The following is a 23429-nucleotide window of genomic DNA, read 5'->3' on the forward strand; positions in this document are numbered from 1 at the left end:
ATCCTCAATTTCCTATAACTTTTTACAGTAAGTTTTTATTCTCCATCTGAAGTTGAGTTTTCCCTATGGGATATATTTTGCAACTATGGCAATTTTGCCAAGTTAAATTATTACAGGTAATAGCATCTATTATATTTTACACTTCTATTCCCTTACCCTATATCCCAGGCTTGGATTTTAGCAATGTTGCTGTTGTTGCTCCGGCTTTGGGTTTGATGATTGGGGGAATGTTAGGTTTATTAGATATGACTTTTAGTTACTTGCATATTCCCGTGTTAACTCGGACTGCTTTGGTAGTTGTCACTTGGATCGCTATTACAGGAGGTTTACATTTAGATGGTGCAATGGATACCGCCGATGGTTTAGCAGTGGGTGATCCTGAAAAAAGGTTACAGGTAATGGCTGATAGTGCGACGGGTGCTTTTGGGGCAATGGTGGCGATCGCTATTTTGTTGTTGAAAACCGCAGCTTTGATGGATATTTCGGAAAATCGTTATTTATTACTGATGTCTGCTTGTGGTTGGGGACGTTGGGGACAACAAGTAGCGATTTTGCGATATCCCTATCTGAAAGCCACTGGTAAAGGTGCTTTTCATAAAGATGCAATTCGTTCTTATGCAGATATTTTACCAAGTTGGTTTTTGTTGTTGGGTTTGAGTATTTTAATTTGGGTAGTTAATCAGCAATATCTATTTTTATCTATATTTATGGTTTTGGGAGGAAGTGCGATCGCTCTTATAGTCCCTGCTTGGTTTAACTATAAGCTGGGTGGACACACTGGAGATACTTACGGTGCTGTGGTTGAATGGACTGAAGCTTTGTTTTTGTGTTTGATGACTTTTTTGGGTAATGGGTAATTGGTAATTGGTAATTGGTAATTGGTAATGGGTAATGGATAATGGGTAATTGGTAATTGGTAATTGGTAATTGGTAATCAATACTTTTCGGTTAACCTCAAAAAAATGAAATCATGTAGGTTGGGTTGAGGAACGAAACCCAACATTTATAAGCTTGTGTTGGGTTGCACTGTCGCTTAACCCAACCTACAAAAATCCTTAACGAACAGTATTGAATTGTTAGGGCGCATCCCAATTTTGAAAAAATGAACACAGAGATACTAAAAACTCTCTTAAATCCTATTACCTTTGCGTGCTTTGCGTTCTTTGCGGTTCAATCATATCAAGCCTGGTAGTAATTTCAAGATTCCAAAACAATAAACTTACACATTTGGGATGCTCCCAAATGTTAATGGGTAATTGGTAAAACTAATCATTGAATATTTAGGTAGATAGAATAAAATCTTAACCTTTACTAATGAGTGTTATTCCTGCTCGTTTAAATGTCGGTTTTGAGATGAATGATAATTCTGTTTTATAAATTTAGTAATTTTAGATTTAATATTCCTAACTTAATGGGATTTTCTCTTAACATTTCTTAAAATTTTATTGAGAATCTTTTTTATTTACTTACGGACTTGCAATACTTTCAGCCTTCTGTTATAATTTTCTCAAATTTCATAATTGGAATATTATATGCAATTTTGCAATCTTGATAAAACTTAATATTAAAACCCTTGATATATCTGAGTTTTAGAAATTAGAGCAAAAATTGGTTTACACAACTTTACAAAAAACTACCTTTGTCTGCAACCAATTTTTGGGGTGAAGTGAACTGGAAACGAGGGGATGAAACAAAGAGTAGATTTTTACGGTTGACAGATTTAACGAAAAGTGGTAATGAGCAGGGGATGAAGTAAATCTGAATTTTGCTATAATAGTTGTAGTGAGCAGGAGATTAATGATAAGGTCAGAAAAGATTTTTGATATTCCATTATTGCTTGGGACATTTATATTAAACAGTCTTATTGAGATTTTATGAGTTCAGAAATTTGTCTTAAAATTTCTTCAATATCAACAGCTACATACGGAAAAACGGAATCTTCAGAACCATCATGTACATGATGGGGGTAGGTGGAAATTTCAGGATGATGGGGTGCGTTATCCCAACGTTTTATTAGTTCTCTATTTTCAGTTTGCCAATGAAAACTATATTTAATTATTTCTACTTTTCCTAATGCTATTTGAAAGAATTCAAATATTTCTAAAAAGCTACCATCTTTTAATGTCAAACGATAACGCCATAGTCCTTTATCAGTTTGTGATTCTTCTCGAATAATCATTACATTTACGACTGCTGGACAAAGTGCAATTACAGATTTTATCCATGCCAAATAGTCATCGGCATTTCTAACATTTTTCATAAAGCTTGTTCTAATTTATGGATTTTTTGTAAAATATCCTTGCGTAGTTCGCATAAGCCAAACCACTCAAAAAAATCCATTTCATCTCCTAAATTTCCTGAGTTAAATTGTTCTAAAAATTGTTCAGAAGTGAGTTGATATTTTTTCTCAAATTTATCTATATCTAAGTTATAGATAGCGATTTTTTGACGATAACGGGTTAAAATTAAATTTAAAAGTTGTCCAATAATTCTATCTAATTCTGTGTTGTCGCTACAGTTTTCACTCAACAATTCTAATTTTTCTAATGTATTCATAATTATATATCCCTTGAGTGAGATTATTCTTTATAATACACTATTCAAGGCAATAAATACCACAATTCAATGACAAGGATGATGTAGAAACATTTCATGAAACATCTCTACAATCTAGTTTAGCTCAAGGATACCAGCAGCATCAAGAGTAGCTACAGATCCTGAAAATGAGGGGATGAAACAAAGAGTAGATTTATACGGTTGACAGATTTAACGAAAAGTGGTATCTAGCAGGGGATGAAGTGAGGATAGAGAAGATGTAGAGCGATCGCAAATATATCATGAAGACCTTTATAATTAGCATATCAGTAAATTAGTTGAAATTTAGTCCTTGTATAGATTTAACAAACATCCGCACAAAAGTGATCACAGAAATAAATCTCATCCCAGAAGATTATATGAGCAGCAAAACATTTAGATTAGAACTCAAAGAAGGTATACTGATTATTCCCCCAGAAGTGAGGGAATATTTACGTCATTGTCCACAACAAACTGAAATTGCGTTAATGATTCAGTCTCCATTAAATATGACTTTTCAGGATAGTGATATTCCCCAAACAAGTCCACAAGATTTTCAGATGAAGTGGAATAGTTGGTTTGAAGAAGTTGATAACTTGGAAATTATATCTTCTGATTTTGAAGTAGATGATTATGGATCAGCACTACTGGAAAAGTATAGAAGTCAAGGGTTGGATGTATGATTCTTTGTGATGCGGGTCCTCTTTTTGCCCTTGTTGATAATAAGCAGTCTCAGCACGTAGCTATCAAGAAAGCAGTAATGAAATTCTCAATACCCTTGATAACGACATGGCCATGTTTTACAGAAGCGATGTATCTGGCTTTACGTCGTGGTGGATGGGCAATGCAAAATCAGTTGGGAAAGCTAATTACCAATGATATGTTAACTTTTTATGAAATTCAAGCAACAGATTACGAGCGTCTATTTGAACTAATTAAGAAGTATCAAGATCGTCCAATGGATCTTGCAGATGGAACTCTTGTGATTGCTGCTGAACGTCTGGGAATAAACAGAATATTGACTCTGGATTCAGATTTTTTATTTTATCGTATCAATGATTCCGAACCTTTTAATGTTATTAATTTGAATGATCCAAAGTAGGGGTAAAGCGCATTGCTAAACCCTTACACATCATATCAATTACAGGAGATGTTCATGGTGGTGTAGAGACATTTCATGAAACATCTCTACAATCTATTTTAGCTCAATGATACCAGCAGCATCAAGAGTAGCTACAGATCCTGGGGGGGATGAAACAAAGAGTAGATTTTTACGGTTGACAGATTTAACGAAAAGTGGTAATTGAGAGGGATGAAGTGAAGATAGAGAGCGATCGCAAATATATCATCAAGACCTTTATAATTAGTATATCAGTCAATTAATCAATGGAAATTTAGTTGTTATATGGATTTACAAAGCATTCGGACAAAATTGATCACAGAAATAAATCTAATTCCAGATGATAAATTAGAGGAATTATATAAAATTATTCATTATTTTCGACTAAATGACGAAATATCAAAAACATCACTAGAACAAACTATGGAGTTTGCGGGGTGTTGGAATGATATGTCAGATGAAATGTTTATTGATTTCAATGATGAAATAAACACTCGTCGTCAACAGGCATTTTTTGAGAGGAGAGGTGATGAAACCAGCTTTGATTGATACGAATATTCTATCATTCTTTTTCCGCAATCACAGTCTGGTAGTTGAGAATTTCCAGTCATATTTAAAAGTTCATTCTCAAATTAATATTAGCATCATTACTTATTATTAAATTGTCAGTGGCTTAAAACATCGTGATGCCCAAAAACAATTAACATCATTCTTGAAATTCGTCTCATACCATACAGTTTTACCATTAACTACAAAGTCTACAACAATTTCTGCTGATATTTATGCCAATTTAAGAAAACAGGGAACACCTGTGGATGATATTGATATTCTGATAGCTGGAGTTGCTATAGCTAATGATTTAATTCTTGTGACTAATAATCTGAAACATTTTCAGAAAATTGCAGGGTTGGAAATTGAAGATTGGAGTCAGTAATTAAGTAGAAGAAACGCGATCGCACCCTTATTTAAGAAATGCGATCGCTTTGTTAATTAAGAAATTATCATCATGATAAATCAAACCCAACTAACAATAAAGTCCTGGTTAGTGAGATTGAGTCCAGGAGATAGTTGTGCTAATGCTACCTGTGGACCAGAACCTAAAGCATCAGCATCAAAATAGACAATACCATTACTATTATTATAGATAATGGTATTTGTCCAAGAATTAGAACTTGTACCTATAGAAAATACACTGGGAGCTAGAGCATTAGTTACCCCATCTGTCCACACCAGAGAATTAAAGCCAGTTCCAAACAATTCTATCTTGTCTCCTTGTGCCTTAGAAAAGTCCATGATAGTGTCCATCCCTTCGGAGGGAGAGTTAAACCTGAACTTATCAGCACCAAGCCCACCAGTGAGAATGTCATTTCCACCCAGTCCTAAGAAAGTGTCATTTCCAGAACCTCCGACTAGGATATTGTTGGTAGGATCTCCTGTTAAGGTTAATGGTCCATCCGTATCATCATTAGTAATAGTTCCCGTGACGGCTGTAGTTGTACCAATGGTGTAACCTGTTCCTGAAGCCAAAGTTAAAGCCACGGTTTCATTACTTTCCACAGTGGTATCGGCTGTGGGGTCAATAGTCAGAGTTTTTGTACTACTTCCCGCAGCAAAGGTAATAGTTCCGGTGGTAGCAGTGAAACTGGCTGCACCTATTTGAGTATAGTCATTATTGAATGTGGCTGTACCAGCAACGTTGTAGTTAACGGTTAAGGCGTTGGTTGTTGCACCCGTACGGGTGAAGGTGTAAATAAGATTGGTTGTACCATCTTCCGTGACGCTACTGGGTGATACTGCTAGGGTAATGCTGGGAGAACCAATATCATCATTAGTAATAGTTCCCGTGACGGCTGTAGTTGTACCAATGGTGTAACCTGTTCCTGAAGCCAAAGTTAAAGCCACGGTTTCATTACTTTCCACAGTGGTATCGGCTGTGGGGTCAATAGTCAGAGTTTTTGTACTACTTCCCGCAGCAAAGGTAATAGTTCCGGTGGTAGCAGTGAAACTGGCTGCACCTATTTGAGTATAGTCATTATTGAATGTGGCTGTACCAGCAACGTTGTAGTTAACGGTTAAGGCGTTGGTTGTTGCACCCGTACGGGTGAAGGTGTAAATAAGATTGGTTGTACCATCTTCCGTGACGCTACTGGGTGATACTGCTAGGGTAATGCTGGGAGAACCAATATCATCATTAGTAATAGTTCCCGTGACGGCTGTAGTTGTACCAATGGTGTAACCTGTTCCTGAAGCCAAAGTTAAAGCCACGGTTTCATTACTTTCCACAGTGGTATCGGCTGTGGGGTCAATAGTCAGAGTTTTTGTACTACTTCCCGCGGCAAAGGTAATAGTTCCGGTGGTAGCAGTGAAACTGGCTGCACCTATTTGAGTATAGTCATTATTGAATGTGGCTGTACCAGCAACGTTGTAGTTAACGGTTAAGGCGTTGGTTGTTGCACCCGTACGGGTGAAGGTGTAAATAAGATTGGTTGTACCATCTTCCGTGACGCTACTGGGTGATACTGCTAGGGTAATGCTGGGAGAACCAATATCATCATTAGTAATAGTTCCCGTGACGGCTGTAGTTGTACCAATGGTGTAACCTGTTCCTGAAGCCAAAGTTAAAGCCACGGTTTCATTACTTTCCACAGTGGTATCGGCTGTGGGGTCAATAGTCAGAGTTTTTGTACTACTTCCCGCAGCAACGGTAATAGTTCCGGTGGTAGCAGTGAAACTGGCTGCACCTATTTGAGTATAGTCATTATTGAATGTGGCTGTACCAGCAACGTTGTAGTTAACGGTTAAGGCGTTGGTTGTTGCATCCGTACGGGTGAAGGTGTAAATAAGATTGGTTGTACCATCTTCAGTGACGCTACTGGGTGATACTGCTAGGGTAATGGTTGGTAAAACAACATTATTAATTCCCAAATTTGTAGCCGCAACATTAATTAAGGAATCAGGATGAGTTACCGGCAAATCTTGAGTGATTTCCCAGAAGAACGCACCACCAAGTCCCAGTTGTTTGACATAATCCGTTTTGCCCAGTATTGATTGGTTATTTTCGTAGGTGCTGAACACCCCTGTTTGAGAACTATAAATGTAGGGAACTTTGGCGCTATTATCCCAGAAAGATTGATAGCCATTTGTCCCCAATAGATTATAAAGATCCTTATATGTAAGCTCAGAGCTACCAGTACCCTGCTGAAACAGCCCATTGTTGCTACCAGCGTTAACTCCAGTCCAGGTGCGCCCATAAAGTGGAATACCCAAGACAATATCTGTAGCTGGAACACCAGCACTGAGATAATGTTGAATCGCCCAATTAGTATTGACTTTAGCAGCGTTATAAGTGTTATCATTTGTGCTTTTATACAAAGCTGACTGATGATTTGTTGTTTGCTCCCAAGGTCCGTGATAGTCATAACTCATGACATTGATAAAGTCCACATAATCGGAAGTTGCTTTCAAATCTTGTGGACTGAAATCGTAAGGGTTACCCCCATAATCAGATGCAGACAACTGGTAAGGAGAACCAGAAAGGGCTGTAGTGAGAAGATATTGCTTGCCATCATTTTGAGAGGCTTGATTGATTTGTTGCCGCAATTGTGATAGCAATTGGATGTAATTATTATCCTCATTTGCTTTAGGATACTCCCAGTCAATATCTAGGCCATCAAATCCATTAGTCTTCATTAGTTGGATAGCAGACTGAGCAAAGTTTGCCCTAGACTGCACTGTAGCAGCAGCAGAGGAAAAATCTGGTTCTACTGCACCCCCAATGGAAAGGATGATTTTCAGGTTGGGATTTTGAGCCTTGATTTGTTGAAGTTTAGCGATGTCACCTGTTCCTGTTCCATCTTGAGGTAGTTGAACAGTACCATTTGAAGTGACATCAGCAAAGGAGTAGAACAAATGTGTGAGTTTATTAAACGGAGTATCTACAGGTGTATTGGAGTTAAGATTCCAAGAGCCTATGTATCCACCTACAATATAATTTGGCAAAACAGATGTATAAGCCTCCATTGCCTGAACCTGCAAAGCCAGAGGTGTTTCAATCGATCCAGTGGCATATTCTAACAGCCAGTCTCCACCCAATGCAGCACTACCAGTCAAGTCATCAGATGCCGCTACATCAGCCCCAGTCAACTGACTAATTTGTTGGACAAAAGCTTTACCTACCAATCCCTTCGCTACATCACAACCATACAGCAGAATGTCTCCTGTAGCGGTAAGAGATTTACCCCACTGTTGCAATTGTGAACTATAACTGTTGAGGTTTGCTGAGTTCAAAACACTTGAACCAAGTGACAAACTACCCTCTCCACCGTGAGAAATAATCTGAAGGCTATCAATGTCTGTAAGTGCTGCTAATTTATCGGTAATTTGCCTAATACCATCCCGTCTGGGGTTAAGAAGGAATACGAGTGAACCAGGTTCGACACCATCAACTAAACTCTGCCAGTCTGCAACGTTGGGATCAATGAAAACAACGGTTTTGGTAGATTCTGCCATGAAAATAACCCTGTATTAATTCGTAATCGAATAGTTCATTTCCCAGTCTACTCAACCCTGTACTGACTTCCGTACCGGGAAATACTGACTTATTTCGACTTTGATCATTTTTAAGATTTAAGCAGCAAAAGCCATATATATCTATACATAGATATCTAATTTGTAAGTATTTAAAAATACATAATAATACCAAAAATAACGTAATATGTACATATAAGTAGTCATGCAAAATAAATTGCACATTTCATTTACCCGTCTTCCTTGTCTGGTAAAGGATACAGAGTTTCCAAATAAGAAATTAATTTTGCACAGGTACTTATTATAAATTTAGTATGTTTGTAACAAAACTTTTTCGTTTCACTTAATTTATAGTAAATAGAATAACTTTACTTAGTAATATTTACGTAAAATAACTAGCTAAATATCGCATAAAAAATAAAATTAATTAAATCTAAATCTTTGTCATCTATCCAAAGATGGATTGTAATGAGCAATTAATTCATGAAAAATCTAATCTATAAGGTCTAAAATTGAGCAAAATCTCAGCTAACAACTTCAGTAAATGGCTAAATTACATAATTATGTCAAGATCACTCAGGATTCGCCATGACTGTATTGATAAAGCTAAATTAGCTATATATAAGAGCTATCCCCACCAAAGAGCCTTGGCTAATGATACAGGATTGTCCTTAACTACGGTTAGCAAATTCCTCACTGGTAAACCTATTGATTATGCAAACTTTGAAGAACTATGTCACAGGTTAAATCTCGACTGGCGAGAAATTGCTGTAACTAATGAAGATGTAACTTCTACCCCCCCCCGCAATACGTACAAATACGGAAAAAAAAACAGCAATTCCAAGATTGGGGAACGGCGGTTGATATTTCAGCATTTTATGGACGCACTGAAGAACTGACAAGACTAGAATCATGGATTATACAAGATAGCTGTCGCTTAGTAGCAATAGTAGGTATGGGAGGAGTTGGTAAAACTACCTTAGTCACCCAACTAGCACAACAAATTCAAGATCAATTTGATTATGTTTTTTGGCGTTCAGTACCTACAACTCCCGACTTTAATGATATGATCATTGATATGCTGGCTTTTATTTCCCATCATCAGGAAAGTAAATTAGATATCAATCTCCTCATACATTATTTACGTAACCATCGCTGTCTAATTATCTTGGATAACCTAGAAACAGCTTTAGATGCAGGTGATACCCAATATAATAATTTCCTCCGCATCATTGCAGAAACAAAACATCAAAGTTGTGTCATGTTCACCAGTCGCTTTAAATCCCCTCCAATCAAATTACTAGAAAATTGGTCATTGTCGGTGCGTTGTTTAAGGTTGCTTGGTTCATCAGAAATAGCCTTTTCTCTGCTACAATCACAACAATTGCTGGGAACAGAACAGCAAAAGTATCAATTATGTGATTTATATAGTAATAATCCGCTGACAATTCAAATTGTTTCTCATACAATTATTGACTTATTTGATGGTGATATTGAAACTTTTATAGCACAAAAAACCTTGTTAGTGAGTCAACAAATCAACATTTTACTAGAACAGCAATTAAATAGTCTCTCAATATTAGAACAACAAATAATGTACTATTTTGCAACTTATCAGCAGCCAGCAAAAATTAATTATTTAATCAATAAATTACCTCATATTCCCATATCTCATCTTTTCCAATCTATAGAAAATATATCTTCACGTTGTTTAATTGAGAAAACAGCAAGTAAATACACCTTACAACCTGTGATTATAGAATATGTGCAGAACTATTTTCACAAAAATCTTGACCCGTTTATGAATTTATAGTAAAAGCAAGCCAATAGTCAAAATATTAATCGTAGGGGTAAAATGAAACCCAAGACTTTTCGGATAAGATCCACCCGCCTACGGCGACCCCCTTAAAAAGGGGGTAAAAGAGGGCTAAAGCCCCCTTGTTAAGGGGGGTTGAGCGGATCTTCACAGTTTTTAAACCTTAGAGGTTGTTTGAAAAGTATTAGATGAAACCGATAATCTCTAGAAACCTAACCCCCCTTCCCCCCTTCCCTACAAGGGAATGGGGGTTTCAAAGCCTCTCCCCGCGTCGGGGAGAGGTTTGGAGAGGGGTTTATTTATACATTAAAAACTTTTCAAACATCCTCTTAACCGAACAGTATTGAAATGAAACCTTAATGGTTAGGACTTACGCAAAACATAACTAAAGTAGGGGTAAGCTGTTACACAGCTAAATTGTATAATCCTAATCTTCTGAACTCTTGTGGAACAGGCAAGATGCCTGTTCCACTTATACAAGTTAAATGCACAACAGCTTAATTCATGAATTACCCCTACCCGCGTTACCCCTACCAACGTAAAATTCTTAGTCATCTTTAGATGACTTTTGCTATGAGACTGGGAATTCATTCCCAGTCGGGTTATGGTTTTAACGTTAAGTTGAGAAAAATCAGCTTTTACTAAACCTAAAACTAAGGTGCAAGAGCATTACCTCTTAATAAACTACCAATGGTTTTAGCAGTAATCTTCAACTGTGTAATGGGGTTAGCTGGAACAACAGTTTTATACAAATAGCTATCAAAAGTTAACCGTTGTACATCCAAGTCATCACACATTTCTACAAACGCTTCTCTAGTAGCATCAGAACGGTAGAACACGGTTTGCAGAATATCCAATACTTTGTAAGTAAGTCCGTATTTCTTATCCCAACGTTTGATGTAAAGTTTCAACTCTTTCTCAGAAGGAATACGCGCACCGTTGTTAGAAACCTCAACAATGGTTTCTGCACACATCCGGCCAGACTTCGCTGCAAAGTAAATACCTTCACCAGAAGACTTGGTAACATAACCCGCTGCATCACCGACTAAAGCAATACGTCCTACTACACGACGAGGACGGGGATGTTCAGGGATGGGGTGAGCTTCTACTTTGATGATTTTACCACCGGCTAATTTTTCCGCAGCACGGGCGCGAATACCAGCTTGTAATTTCTTGATGTCTCGTTGGTTAACGTGCATTGTGCCAGTACCAACTGCTACGTGATCATATTTGGGGAATACCCAAGCGTAGAAGTCAGTAGAAACATCATCACCTACATACATTTCCGCTAAGTCATGGTAGTAGGCCATTTTATCTTCAGGAATGCGAATCCGTTCTTGGAAGGCGATCGCATAATTGTAATCCCCAGCATCCATTTCCTTAGCAATGCGGGAGTTAGCACCATCAGCACCAATAATTAAATCAACTTTTAAAGTTTTAGGTTCTCCCCTATCACCACCTACGGCATGATCAAAATAATGAATTGTATAGGGATCATTGTTATTGGTGGGTATATCAAGTGCTTGAACTGTACCGTTAATTAAGTTTGCGCCTAATTTAGCCGCTCGGTTACGGAGAAAACCATCCAGAACCTCACGACGGCACATTCCTATATATTCTTCTTCATTTACCAGATTGATATCTACCTCACGATTAGAAGGAGAAATCATTTTCATTTTCCGCACTTGACGGTCAATTATTTCTGGAGGTAGATCAAACTCACTCACCATACACAGAGGAATAGCACCCCCGCAAGGTTTAGCGTTATCTAGCTTGCGCTCAAATAAATATGTTTCTATCCCGGCTTTTGCTAGTGTCTCAGCAGCGCATGAACCGGCTGGGCCCGAACCCACAACAGCAACCCGTAATGTCAAAGGTCTACTCCCAATCTTCACATTTACCGAAAGCATCCTATCATGGAGTTTCGGTTGATATGACGCTCAAGCTTGAGGTTTTGACATAATTGCAATATTCCTTAACATTTCGTTATAAAAACGCAAGTAAAAATACTCAATCAAGGGTTTATCAGTAGATTTTTGTAAATGATAACTACAAAAAATTCTAATATTAACCAAGTTGTTGGTTTTCTGGTTTAGGTTGGTGATTGGTGACTGGTTTAACCTCCCTTTCTTCCCCTGCTCCCCTGCTCCCCTGCTCCCCTGCTCCCTGCTCCCTGCTCCCTGCCTCCTGACTCTCAATTAAAAATATGATATAAATAAATTACAGTAATCCTACCCGTAAACCGTAGATTAAACACAGAGGTATAAAACCAGTGGGCATCGTAGTAGAAAATGTATCTAAACAGTTCGGCAGCTTTCAGGCTGTAGATCAGGTGAGTCTAGAAATCAAAAGTGGTTCACTGGTGGCTTTACTTGGTCCATCTGGATCTGGTAAATCTACTCTGCTGCGTTTAATATCAGGTTTAGAAATGCCAGATAGCGGTAAAATCATTCTCACGGGTAAAGATGCTACATATCAAAGTGTGCAAGAACGAAATATTGGCTTTGTATTTCAGCATTATGCCTTATTTAAACATTTAACAGTCAGACAAAATATAGCTTTTGGCTTAGAAATACGTAAAGCACCGAAAAAGAAGATTCAGGGAAAAGTAGAACAACTGTTAGAATTAGTACAATTAAATGGATTAGGCGATCGCTATCCTTCTCAACTTTCAGGAGGACAAAGACAAAGAGTAGCCTTAGCCAGAGCTTTAGCTGTAGAACCTAACGTATTATTACTCGATGAACCATTTGGGGCGTTAGATGCTAAAGTGCGTAAAGACTTACGTGCTTGGTTACGCCGTCTCCATGACGAAGTTCACGTTACCACCGTGTTTGTAACTCACGATCAAGAAGAAGCTATGGAAGTTTCTGATGAAATCGTAGTTATGAACAAAGGAAAAGTAGAACAAGTAGGAACACCCGCAGAAATTTATGATCATCCTGCTTCAGCATTTGTGATGAGTTTCATTGGTCCTGTAAATGTTTTACCGAGTTCTGCCAAGATTTTTCAAAGCAGTGGTTTCGACTCAGCTAACCCAGAAGTATTTTTGCGTCCCCAAGACGTGATTGTAGAAAGAGTAGCTAATGGTACAACTGCATCTGCTATAGTTAATCGTGTCATTCATTTGGGTTGGGAAATTCAAGTAGAATTAACCTTAGATGATGGACAAAATTTTACCGCCCATTTAACACGAGAACGCTTTGATGAGTTAAAATTAGAACCACAAGAGCGAGTTTATGTCAAGCCCAAAGATGCAAAATCCTTCCCGCTTTATTATTCTATTTAACGTAAGTATCATTCATTGTTTTGTAAATAAGTTTTGTCAAAAAAATTATGAATTGGTGGCAAAGACTCAAAAAAAATTCCTTAGCAAGATTTGGGGCAACTCTACTATTAGTATTCTATTTAGCAGTCATTGGGGCTGACTTTATTGCACCCTATAATCCTTATAATTCACAGCCAAATGGTTCACTATTACCACCCACTCGCATATATTGGGTTTCGCAAACGACGGGTAAATTTATCGGACCCCATATTTATCCAACAATTCAAGGAGATACAAATCTAGAAACAGGGGAACGTAAGTTAATTGTAGATTTTAAACAGCCTTCTCCTTTGGGTTTATTTGTTTCTGGTCCAGAATATAGATTATTTCAACTCAGTTTACCCCTACCTCCCAAATGGGATGAAGTCACTATCATTCCTGGTATTCCCCTAAATTTGCATTTATTTGGTTCTAAAGGTGAAGCCAAATTTAATATTTTAGGTACTGATGAACAAGGACGGGATCAATTTAGCCGTCTACTTTATGGTGGTAGAATTAGTTTATTTATCGGGATTTTTGGGATTATTATTACCTATCCTCTGGGTTTGATAATCGGTGGTATTTCTGGTTATTTTGGGGGTGTAATTGATAGTGTGATTATGCGTTTAGCAGAAGTGTTAATGACTTTTCCTAGCATTTATTTGTTAGCAGCATTATCAGGAGTTCTTAGCCCTCAATTAACCAGTACACAACGATTTTTATTAATAGTTGTAATTACTTCTGTGATTAGTTGGGCAGGTTTAGCTAGAGTAATTCGCGGACAGGTACTATCAATTAAAGAACAAGAATTTGTCCAAGCATCACTGGCAATGGGTGGTAAGCCAATTTATATTATTCTCCGTCATGTTTTGCCGCAAACTGCCACTTATGTAATTATTTCGGCAACTTTAACAATTCCTAGTTTTATTGGTGCAGAAGCAGTATTAAGTCTCATCGGTTTAGGTATTCAACAACCTGATCCTTCTTGGGGAAATATGCTTTCTTTAGCTAGTAATGCTTCGATTTTAGTCTTACAACCTTGGCTAGTTTTATCACCTGCTATTTTGATTATTCTGACTGTTTTATCATTCAATTTATTAGGTGATGGGTTAAGGGATGCCCTTGATCCTCGCAGTTTGCAAAGATAAATAAGTGGTAAAATGCGATCGCATTCATTCTATATTGATATCTTGAATCTTGTTAGAGCGATCGCTAACTCTATTTTCTTAGATGGAAATTTCAGAACAATCAAGGAAAATATGATAGACAGTTATTGGGATTCCTGTTAAGCGATCATGCTGACTCATCCACTCATTGGGGAAAGAAGCAATAACCTGAATTGGTTTCAATTGTTGTATTACAGAAAGACCATTGTTAGATTCAGTAAATTTCCTCTGAAGTTCTTTAATCCAATATTCATAATTATCACTCTGAATGTAGCCAATCATAGCCGCTTCTGGATATTGAGCAGCATAAGCAGTTCCAGCTATAAATTCTTGTAATCCTTCTTTATCTGTGTATTTACTTATGGGATATCCCCCTTTACGCAAACGTTTTGCTTCAAAAACATATTTGGGACGTGGTTTACACCCACTCCATTCAACTACAAGATCCAACCTGCGCCTAGACTTTCCAGTCCTACCTTCACCCGTTATTGGCTTCTCTTCACTCAAATAATAACGGTCAAAACGAGATGGAGTATCAGGATCATCAAACCTTTTATCTATTTTTTCAGCTATGAAGCCTGTTATCACAGTTTCTTCTAATGTGGGATTAATATTAGTTCGAGCATCTTCATAGCCCCATGCAAGTAGCTGATGTGCGTCTCTGCGAAAGAAACTATCATAAGTGGCAATCCAATTTGGATCAGGCTGTCTTTGTGTCATTTATATCTTGCTCCATTATCATTAGTTTTTACCTCTATCTGTAAGAAAGAATTTCAGCAATAATGTCATCAGAGTCATTTAAGGCTTGTGTTTTTGTCCAGTCAATCAAGCGAGGAGATTTACAAATATGAATTTTTGAACCATCTATAATACGTATACCACGTTGAATGTACACCCATTGACTAAATTGCTCTCTTAGCTTCTGATGAATTTCTACCAAAAAAGATAATAATTGTTTATTTTCTCGTTCAACAGTAACATTTATTAAGCTATTTGATTTAATGATTTCTACTGTGCAAATGATCATTTTCTCAGAGTAGACTATAGAAACTTTGTGATGTACACTGCTACCATCTGCAAAATCATCTAATTCATTTGCTAAACATTGCCCATAATTTAGCAATGCTTCTTCTGTTGGTATTACGGTAGCTGAATTAACTGCTTTACCTTTGTTAAGTTTAAATTTAACCCGCCAAAAATCTCTTGCTAAAATACTTATATTTCTAGGAATTTTAATTATGTTTTCCAATTCTATATCCAGTCTTTCCTGAAGTTCCTGATCTAGTTTTTCTCTAACCAAATCTGTTTCATGCAAATAAGATATCTCTAAAGAAGCTAGTTCTTTTTGCAGATTTGCTAATGCTATAATTTGTTCTAATGATAAATTAGGAACTGGAATATTTTTAATGTCTCTGGGACTAATAATACTGCGATCAACACCCCATGAAGAGCTTTGGAAAAAGAGGTAATACTTACTAATACTTGAACTAAAGAAAACAGCAAGAGCGCGTAAATAATCGGCATCATGGCTGCTTGCTGATAGACCTACTTTGGGATGAGTAATCACGAACTCTTTATTACTAAACACAAAGTAATTGGGAGTTAGAACTAGATGTGGAGCAGATGAGATTTTTAAACCAATTTTTCTGCCTTTTGCTATGAAGCACTTTTGTGGTGTAATTATTTCTAATACTTCATCATGAATAGAAAAACGAAGCTTTGACCTGACCATTAAATTGGCATTAAGGTATTTGCGTCCTTCAAGATAAGGTGCAGGTTCAACTTTACTTCTATCTTTACCATACCAGATTGAACTGTCTTTTAATGGCAATCCCTGATGAAGAAACCAACCTTTTTCTGTAATTAATTCACCCAAACTAATTGAAAACAATCGGCGTAAACGCTGAATTGCTCTTTTATCACGGTAGCTACCCCACAAGGCTAGTTTCCAAACAATAGCCTCTCCAGTTTCTGCTTCATCAGGTAAAACGGTTTCTATTTCATTCTCATTAATAGTAATTATCCAAGTTGAAGTTTTTTTATCTTCCTTCCAAGGGCGATTAGAAATTTGATTAATGACAAAAGGAGCATAATGAACAATTGGTGGTTTTTCTTGTTCCGGTTTAGCTTTCCTATAAATTACAGTGGCCGCAGGTGCTTCTCCCCTTTTGCCAAATAGAACATAAGCCAAATTGGAAAAGTTAGTAATTCTTACAACTTCATGTTGCTGAAAAAAGTTTCTACGGTATTTTTCAGACTCATGGTTAAATAAACTCTTGGCGTGTATAAGTAAACCTGCACAACCCTTATCATCTAGAAGATCAGTTACTCGCCAACTAAAAGCTTCACAAACTCTGTTACCCGTAGCTGGACGAGAAACATAATTGTTATTAATCCAATTGCGTGCTAATTCTTCACCTTTTGTATCCGGTTTAAGTTCTATCCAGGGTGGATTCCCTACAATCCAATCAAACTTTAAATTACTTTGAAAAATTTCAGCTTGATTATCGAAAAAATCACATTCAAAAATTCTATAATTATGTAATGCTGGAAATTGAAAATATTTGTTCTTATGTAAATCTGGAGGCTCAATATAGTTGAGCATCGTTAAAATTAAACTAAATTCTGTTACATAGCAAGCATCAGAATTTCGCTCAATACCATAAATATTGTCTACAAGAATTTGTTTAAGTTGTGTAGGATGAAATTTTTTATTTGGATTTTGAGCTAATTCTATTTCTATTAATCTACGATAAGCTAACACTAAAAAAATTCCAGAGCCGCAACATGGGTCAAGAATTTTCATTCCTTTTTTGAGATTTTTAGTATAGTTAAGTTCCGAAATTAAATAGTCTGCTAAAGGCTCAGGGGTATAAACAGCACCGACTTTTTTTCCTTTACCTTGTGCATGGAGGAACTGCTCATATATTGAAGATAGTGTTTCAACAGGAATATAAGAAAAATCATATATATCAAAGTCAAGATGAAGTTGACCAGAAATAGGATCATCTCCTTTAAATACAGAAGCTACTAAGGAAATTATTTCATCTTCTGGTGCTTCTTTACCTTTTAATGGTAGAGGGAAAATATCACCATTGAAGCGTTTTTCTAAAGCTTCAACTAGCTTCCTAAAACCCGTTAAAGTGGCATTACGGCTAAGTACACTATCAAGGTTGATATTATTTTCTTCTAACCACTTGTTAGATAAAATTCCTCTATCCCAAAGATATCGAATATAGACGTACTTACCAATTAATGCGTGAGCAATTGATATATTAACCCCTTTTTCTTCTAACCTCTTTCCTAACTTTTCAAGATTGTTAAGCAAATGTAGATCAACGCGCCTTTCAGGAATAAGATTTTTAGCTTGAGTTTGCCACAGTTTACCAGAATCTATTGACTCAGCAAAAAGATAATCTAATTTAGATTTAATATCGGCGATATTAGCATCAACTGTATTTATTAAGCCTTTATTCTCTTCTTCTTGGTCGTAATCAAAACCTGTATAAACTCTAATTTGATGGGGAAGAATTACTATTAAAAATGGTGCGTTACCAAGATTCCAAAGTTTGCGATGAATATCTCTGGCTTCTTCTGGTGTTTTGGCTTCTGCAACATGAACGGCAGGTCTAGGAGGTAAAATTTCATCACTGGGTGGACTGGTGTGAAAAACATAAGTTCCCTTTACACCGGCTTGTTTTGCAGCACGGAATGTATGCTCAGTCGAGGGGTCATGTTGAACACTGCTATCACAGTAGTTTGCCGACTGAGTATAGTTAAGTACGTCTAAGAGTTGTTCTAACTGCAAAAGAACTTCTCCTTTTTCTTTAGTTAACTGAACACATTAAACTCATGACAAATTTATGGCTAAATCCATTATCTTCTATAAGATAGAACAAGAATACTAAGAAATATGTATGAAGTCAATATTTTATTTTAACTGATAAATGTTTATAAATGCAAAAACTGAACTTAATATCGTAGTTAGTAGTCAGTTATGATTTTTGACCTGGGGTAAATAAAAATCATGCAAAAAAGCGGGCAGGATACCCGCACCACAAGATAGGATTAATTTTTTGTCTTCCCTAGTATCTAATTCGCGGATCTACATAAGCATTAAGAATATCAATCAAAATACTCGCAGTCACAACAATTGCCCCAAAAAATACTAAAACACCCTGTACCGTTGGATAATCTCGATCAGAAATAGCTTGATATAATCTATTTGCTAACCCTGGCCAAGAAAATGTTACTTCTGTTAAAATTGCTCCTCCCAATAGGGAAGCAAATGTTAATCCTAAGACTGTAATTACAGGTATTAAGGCATTCTTTAAAGCATGGGATATTAAAATCTTATTTTCCGGTATTCCCCGCGCTCTAGCAGCTTCTACATAATCAGCTTTTAATGTTTGTTTTAAATTCACTCTCACAATACGTTCAAAAATACCACTGAGTAAAATTCCTAAAGTGATACTGGGTAAAGCTAAATGATGTAAAGCTGTGAAAAAATTACTCACATTTCCACTTAATAAACTATCAATTGTATATAACCCAGTGATAGTTGTTGGAGGGGAAATATTAGGAGGAAAACGGTTAGAATTAGGAAACCAACGGAGTTGAACTGAGAATATTAATTGTAATAACATTCCCGCCCAAAACATGGGGAGTGCATAGGTAATTATGCCAAATAAACGCCCACCAATATCAAAAGATGTTCCCGGACGAGAAGCGGAAAGTGTACCAACTAAAATTCCCACAATTAAAGCTACCAACATACTACAAACGGCTAATTCTACTGTAGCTGGAAAATGTTGGCTGATAATTTCCCACACATTTTGACCGCGACTGGTTAAGGAAGTTCCTAAATCAAAACGTAGTATATTTCCCAAATAATTGAGATATTGCAACCAGATAGGTAAATTTAAACCTAGTTGTTTTCTTAATTCTTCTTTGGCACTTTCTGGCGCTCTTCCTCCTAAAATTGCATCTGCTGGATCTCCAGGAGTGGCTCTTAATAATAAAAAAACAATGGTGATAATAGTTAATAGTTGCAGTGGTGCAAATAGCAACCGAGAAACTATGTAATACTGTAAGGCTTTAGAACGGGACATATTTATTAGGAGTCAGGAGTTCAGGAGTTCAAGGAGTCAGGAGTTTTTTTATTTTGGATTTTGGATTTTGGATTTTGGATTGTTTTTGTTAGCTCCAATCTAAAATCTAAAATCTAAAATTTTATTCCCCAGTCCCCAATAACTACTTATTAATTGTTTTGTAAATCAAGTTTTGAGTAGGATCAAGTTTGACATCTGTTACGCCTTTTTGGGCAAATACATAATCTTTGTTTTGCCATAAGGGAACGTAAGGAACATCTTTTAAAACTAGGTTTTGAATGTCAGTAAAGATTTTCTTTCTCGTTTCTGGGTTTTGTTCTTTACGTTGCTGATCAATGAGTTTATTCATTGTTTCACTGTAGTAAAATGATCCTTGGATTTGACTTCCACCCTCTTCACAACCTTTAGCTTCTGAGCCTTTTTCACAAGCTAAAAATGGCTGCACATAGTTATCAGGATCTAAAAAGTCAGGATACCAGTCTAGTAATGCTATGGGATATGAACCTTTGGAAATTTCTTTAAAAAATGTTGCCCCTTCTACGGTTTTAACTTCTAGTTGTAATATCCCATCCATTTTAGTATCAGCTAGGGATTTTAATGTCTGTGCTACTAAGCTACGAGTGGCGGAACTTGCGGGATACCAAACTTGAATTTGGGCGGGTTTTTCTTTGGAAAAACCTGCGGTAGTTAACAGCTTTTTCGCTTCTTCAATTTTACCATCACCATATTTATCTTTAAATAATGGTTGGGAAACATTGAATGTTGTGGGAATCATGCTATAAAGTGGATCAGCTTGACCATATAATACCCGTTCATTTAATAATGGACGATCAACAAGTGAGGCGATCGCACTTCTGACTTCTGGTTTATCTAATGGTTGTTGATTTCTATTCAACACCATATAACTAACTACACTACCTTGAGCAGTGAGAGCTTGCCATTGTCCGTTTTTTGCACCATCTTCTAAACTGCGAATTTGATCTGGTTGTAAAGATAAATAAGCAACATCAACTGCACCAGTTTTAAAAGCATTAAATAAATTTACTGGACTAGTTTGAATTTGCACATTAATACCTTTATTCGCTGGTTTTTCTCCCCAATATTTATCAAAAACATCCAATCTTAAAGAATCTGTACCGTACTGGGCTAATTTATAAGGACCAGTTCCTACAAAGGTATTAGGTTGAAATTTCCCCGCACCAAGTTCATAAGCTTTAGGTGAAACTGGACACACTCCAGAAAATGCTAACAATGAAGGAAAAGCCGCAAAGGGTTTTTTCAGTTTAATTGTAAGTTCATAGTCCCCTGTAGCTTTCACGGATTCAATTGTATCTGAAAGTAAAAAGGATGGTTTACCTTTATTTTCGATAAAACGCTGGATGCTAAATTCCATTGCTTTAGCGTTAAAAGGTGTATCATCGTGAAAAACTACTCCTTCTCGTAGGGGAATAGTGTATGTTAAACCATCTGCACTAACTTTAGGTAAAGCTGTAGCCAGTTGTGGTTTAATTTCCGTGCTTCCTGGTTCGTAAGTATATAGGCGATCGCTCATATTAAATACTAAACCCAAGGATGCTAACTCATAAGCATCAGCAGGATCAAGTGTTCTTGGCTTACCTGTTGTCCCTATAGTAATCCGTCCATCACCAGCAGGAGTATTCACCGCACCAGGGCTAGGTGGTGTAGTTGGTTGGGGACTAGGGGTACAGCTTACAGCCAGCAAGAAACATATAGAAAACAACGAGAGGAATTTTGTTACCCTACCCCACCGTCTTATGCTCCGGGAAAACCAAGTTATCAACATTAATTTTTCTAAAATCAGCAGTTAATCATTCTAATATATGTGTTATGTGTGTAAGCTGTTTTTTATATCAAAGATTTTCATCCTTGTAAAACTTGAGCAGCAGTCAACTTGAGTTCTGGAAATATGGGAGAAACTATCAAGCTGTCATTTTCATACACCTGCTCGTCATAAAAACCTTCTACCCATTCCAACACTGTCACCTTTTGAGTAATTGGATCAACAATCCAGTATTCAGGAATACCCCGCGCTGCATATTCGGATCTCTTGTAGCGATAATCACGATTAGCCTGATTAGGACTGACCACTTCAACAACTAACAATGGTGGTGGCATATCCATATACACCAATGAACGAGTAGTTCCTGCCATTGCAGCAGCTAATTCTTCAGAATAAACTACCAGATCAGGTACACGCACACCCACACTTCTACTATTTACAGCTATCTCAGCTTTCATCCGTAAACGAGAAGACGGGATACCATAGGTTAAAAAATAGGCAACCAAAAACATTGCTATTCGTTGATTTATATCACTTTCCGAAGGCATAGGAATTAATTCTCCATTTTCCAATTCATACAAAGCATCCGTACCATCGTCATAGTTGAGAAATTCCTCAAAGGTCATATTTTTAGCAATTGCTACTGTCATTGCTTTTTCTCCCGTACTTAATATCTAATCCTGATAATGAAAACGACAAGCTACAATAATTATATTTTCTTCTAACACTTCATAAACCAGACGGTGTTCAGTGTTGATGCGCCTAGACCAATAACCTGATAAATTGGCTTTCAATGGCTCTGGTTTACCCATACCCTCAAACGGAGTTCGCAGAATTTCTTTAATCAGAGTGTTAATTCTTTTTAAGAGTTTTTTATCAGTATCTTGAAACTACAAATAATCACTCCATGCAGCTTCTGTAAATGTGAGTTTCATTCTTCAATTAAGTCTCGCTCAATAATATCACCTGCTTTTGCTGATTGAATTGAAGCAAGAAGATGCTTGGCGTTAACAGGATTTGACAGTAAATATAATGTTTCTTGCCATGATGAAAATTCCTCTAGAGAAATTAAAATGGCCTTGTTACCTTTGTTATTACAAATAATTGTTGGTTCTACATCTGCAATAACCCGATCTATTAAATTATCTAAGTCTTGACTTGCTTGCTGAGTAGTAATTGCATCCATTTTATCCTCCTTTATTTGTTGAATAGTGGTTGAATTATAGCCTATAAATTTCAGCATTAAAATCAAGGCAATGAAGAGGTACTATTAAGTAGTATTGCATCTCAACCCATCCTGCAATAAAGATCAGCGAGCGTACTATTCAAGTTTATCTTTCGTAAATCTACTTCAGGTGGAACTGCAAGTACACTACTGAATTTATCTTTGAGAAAAACGGACATGGAATAAACAGAGGTTGTTTTGCCAACCCCTGATGAGCCAATCAAAAAAGCTAAAACACCACCATTTTGTACTCTAATTAAATTAGCTAATCCATCAATTGCTTTTAAATCATCTTCAACTTGATAAATTAGGGATGAATAATCAAATCTAGAATCTTCTAGTACAGACTCAAATCTATTTGGAATATAGATGTTACTCACACTTCACCTTTAGATTTACCTTTTGCAATTTTAAATTCATATATTGTACTTTGTAAAAGGATAATTAAGCACGCATATCTCACATAAATAATTGTGTGTAAATCTAGTTTAAAATAAAGTATGTTCTTTTTCAACAAGCGATCGCCATTGGAATCATAGTCCTAATTTTATACCAAACTAACAGCTTTATTGTATATTTAGAATAATTTAAGCTTAACTAATCCCTGAGATGATAAATAATAACATGGTAAAGACGGATAGGGATATTCTAGCCAAAAACTAGGTAATCACATCTATTCAGAAGCTTGCAAAGAGTTCCATCAATAGTTACACTTTTTAAAATATTCTCATTTTTGCTGATCGCCAAAACAGCAACTTCCCCAAAGTCACGCACTCAGGGAA

Annotated in this window: 20 protein-coding genes and 1 pseudogene; 9 read left to right on the plus strand and 12 right to left on the minus strand. The window is 36.6% G+C overall.

Going from position 1 to position 23429, the window contains the following annotated elements; genetic code table 11:
• Window positions 1–65: 65 nt before the first annotated feature.
• Window positions 66–857, plus strand: coding sequence for an adenosylcobinamide-GDP ribazoletransferase (gene cobS / locus K2F26_RS14895; RefSeq protein ID WP_220608453.1), 792 nt, complete (start codon window positions 66–68; stop codon window positions 855–857).
• A gap of 1004 nt (window positions 858–1861) precedes the next feature.
• Here cobS and K2F26_RS14900 read toward each other — a convergent pair.
• Entirely contained in the window at window positions 1862–2260 is a 399-nt protein-coding gene (locus K2F26_RS14900) for a toxin-antitoxin system TumE family protein (RefSeq protein WP_220608454.1), read from the minus strand.
• The gene (locus K2F26_RS14905) at window positions 2257–2556 is read right to left on the minus strand and encodes a hypothetical protein (RefSeq protein WP_220608455.1); all 300 of its coding nucleotides are present in this window, start codon (window positions 2554–2556) and stop codon (window positions 2257–2259) included. Before K2F26_RS14905 ends, K2F26_RS14900 begins: the two co-directional genes overlap by 4 nt.
• 362 nt (window positions 2557–2918) lie before the next feature.
• Between K2F26_RS14905 and K2F26_RS14910 the strand changes: the two genes are divergently transcribed.
• From K2F26_RS14910 to K2F26_RS24835, 4 genes are all read left to right on the plus strand, one after another.
• Entirely contained in the window at window positions 2919–3257 is a 339-nt protein-coding gene (locus K2F26_RS14910; RefSeq protein ID WP_220608456.1) for a hypothetical protein, read from the plus strand.
• Entirely contained in the window at window positions 3254–3676 is a 423-nt protein-coding gene (locus tag K2F26_RS14915) for a type II toxin-antitoxin system VapC family toxin (RefSeq protein WP_220608457.1), read from the plus strand. Before K2F26_RS14910 ends, K2F26_RS14915 begins: the two co-directional genes overlap by 4 nt.
• 303 nt (window positions 3677–3979) lie before the next feature.
• The gene (locus K2F26_RS14920; RefSeq protein ID WP_220608458.1) at window positions 3980–4243 is read left to right on the plus strand and encodes a hypothetical protein; all 264 of its coding nucleotides are present in this window, start codon (window positions 3980–3982) and stop codon (window positions 4241–4243) included.
• 112 nt (window positions 4244–4355) lie between these two features.
• Window positions 4356–4628 carry a PIN domain-containing protein gene (locus tag K2F26_RS24835; protein WP_367890341.1) on the plus strand — a complete coding sequence of 91 codons (273 nt, stop codon included), beginning with the start codon at window positions 4356–4358 and terminating at the stop codon, window positions 4626–4628.
• An 80-nt stretch (window positions 4629–4708) separates the two neighbouring features.
• Here the strand turns inward: K2F26_RS24835 and K2F26_RS24840 are convergent, their stop codons facing one another.
• On the minus strand, window positions 4709–8203 hold the full coding sequence (locus K2F26_RS24840) for a glycosyl hydrolase family 18 protein (protein WP_246605376.1): 3495 nt from the start codon (window positions 8201–8203) through the stop codon (window positions 4709–4711).
• Between the two features lie 581 nt (window positions 8204–8784).
• Here K2F26_RS24840 and K2F26_RS14940 point away from each other — a divergent pair.
• Entirely contained in the window at window positions 8785–9120 is a 336-nt protein-coding gene (locus K2F26_RS14940) for a helix-turn-helix domain-containing protein (RefSeq protein ID WP_220608459.1), read from the plus strand.
• Between the two features lie 20 nt (window positions 9121–9140).
• The gene (locus tag K2F26_RS14945) at window positions 9141–10034 is read left to right on the plus strand and encodes an NB-ARC domain-containing protein (protein ID WP_246605609.1); all 894 of its coding nucleotides are present in this window, start codon (window positions 9141–9143) and stop codon (window positions 10032–10034) included.
• 656 nt (window positions 10035–10690) lie between these two features.
• Here K2F26_RS14945 and chlP read toward each other — a convergent pair.
• Entirely contained in the window at window positions 10691–11947 is a 1257-nt protein-coding gene (chlP, locus tag K2F26_RS14950) for a geranylgeranyl reductase (RefSeq protein ID WP_220608460.1), read from the minus strand.
• A gap of 362 nt (window positions 11948–12309) precedes the next feature.
• Here chlP and K2F26_RS14955 point away from each other — a divergent pair, with 362 nt between their 5' ends.
• Both K2F26_RS14955 and K2F26_RS14960 read left to right on the plus strand, forming a co-directional pair.
• The gene (locus tag K2F26_RS14955; protein WP_220608461.1) at window positions 12310–13326 is read left to right on the plus strand and encodes a sulfate/molybdate ABC transporter ATP-binding protein; all 1017 of its coding nucleotides are present in this window, start codon (window positions 12310–12312) and stop codon (window positions 13324–13326) included.
• Window positions 13327–13373: 47 nt separating this feature from the next.
• Entirely contained in the window at window positions 13374–14492 is a 1119-nt protein-coding gene (locus K2F26_RS14960) for an ABC transporter permease (RefSeq protein ID WP_220608462.1), read from the plus strand.
• A gap of 78 nt (window positions 14493–14570) precedes the next feature.
• Here the strand turns inward: K2F26_RS14960 and K2F26_RS14965 are convergent, their stop codons facing one another.
• The 8 genes and pseudogenes from K2F26_RS14965 to K2F26_RS15000 form a co-directional block, all read right to left on the minus strand.
• Complete coding sequence (locus tag K2F26_RS14965) at window positions 14571–15230, minus strand: hypothetical protein (protein ID WP_190346418.1); 660 nt, start codon at window positions 15228–15230, stop codon at window positions 14571–14573.
• A gap of 34 nt (window positions 15231–15264) precedes the next feature.
• The gene (locus tag K2F26_RS14970) at window positions 15265–18318 is read right to left on the minus strand and encodes an HsdM family class I SAM-dependent methyltransferase (protein ID WP_220608463.1); all 3054 of its coding nucleotides are present in this window, start codon (window positions 18316–18318) and stop codon (window positions 15265–15267) included.
• Between the two features lie 277 nt (window positions 18319–18595).
• Window positions 18596–19621, minus strand: a complete 1026-nt coding sequence (locus tag K2F26_RS14975; RefSeq protein ID WP_220608464.1) for an ABC transporter permease — start codon at window positions 19619–19621, stop codon at window positions 18596–18598.
• A 142-nt stretch (window positions 19622–19763) separates the two neighbouring features.
• Window positions 19764–21425, minus strand: coding sequence for an ABC transporter substrate-binding protein (locus K2F26_RS14980; protein ID WP_220608465.1), 1662 nt, complete (start codon window positions 21423–21425; stop codon window positions 19764–19766).
• 77 nt (window positions 21426–21502) lie between these two features.
• The gene (locus K2F26_RS14985) at window positions 21503–22072 is read right to left on the minus strand and encodes a Uma2 family endonuclease (protein WP_220608466.1); all 570 of its coding nucleotides are present in this window, start codon (window positions 22070–22072) and stop codon (window positions 21503–21505) included.
• A gap of 24 nt (window positions 22073–22096) precedes the next feature.
• A pseudogene (locus K2F26_RS14990) lies at window positions 22097–22300 on the minus strand (Txe/YoeB family addiction module toxin); the annotation flags it as partial.
• A 53-nt stretch (window positions 22301–22353) separates the two neighbouring features.
• The gene (locus tag K2F26_RS14995) at window positions 22354–22608 is read right to left on the minus strand and encodes a type II toxin-antitoxin system Phd/YefM family antitoxin (protein WP_220608467.1); all 255 of its coding nucleotides are present in this window, start codon (window positions 22606–22608) and stop codon (window positions 22354–22356) included.
• 101 nt (window positions 22609–22709) lie between these two features.
• A complete protein-coding gene (locus K2F26_RS15000; RefSeq protein WP_220608468.1) occupies window positions 22710–23027 on the minus strand; it encodes a hypothetical protein in 318 nt (105 codons plus the stop codon).
• Window positions 23028–23429: the final 402 nt, after the last annotated feature.

Origin of the sequence: Sphaerospermopsis torques-reginae ITEP-024 (assembly GCF_019598945.1) — a bacterium.
Lineage (GTDB): Bacteria > Cyanobacteriota > Cyanobacteriia > Cyanobacteriales > Nostocaceae > Sphaerospermopsis.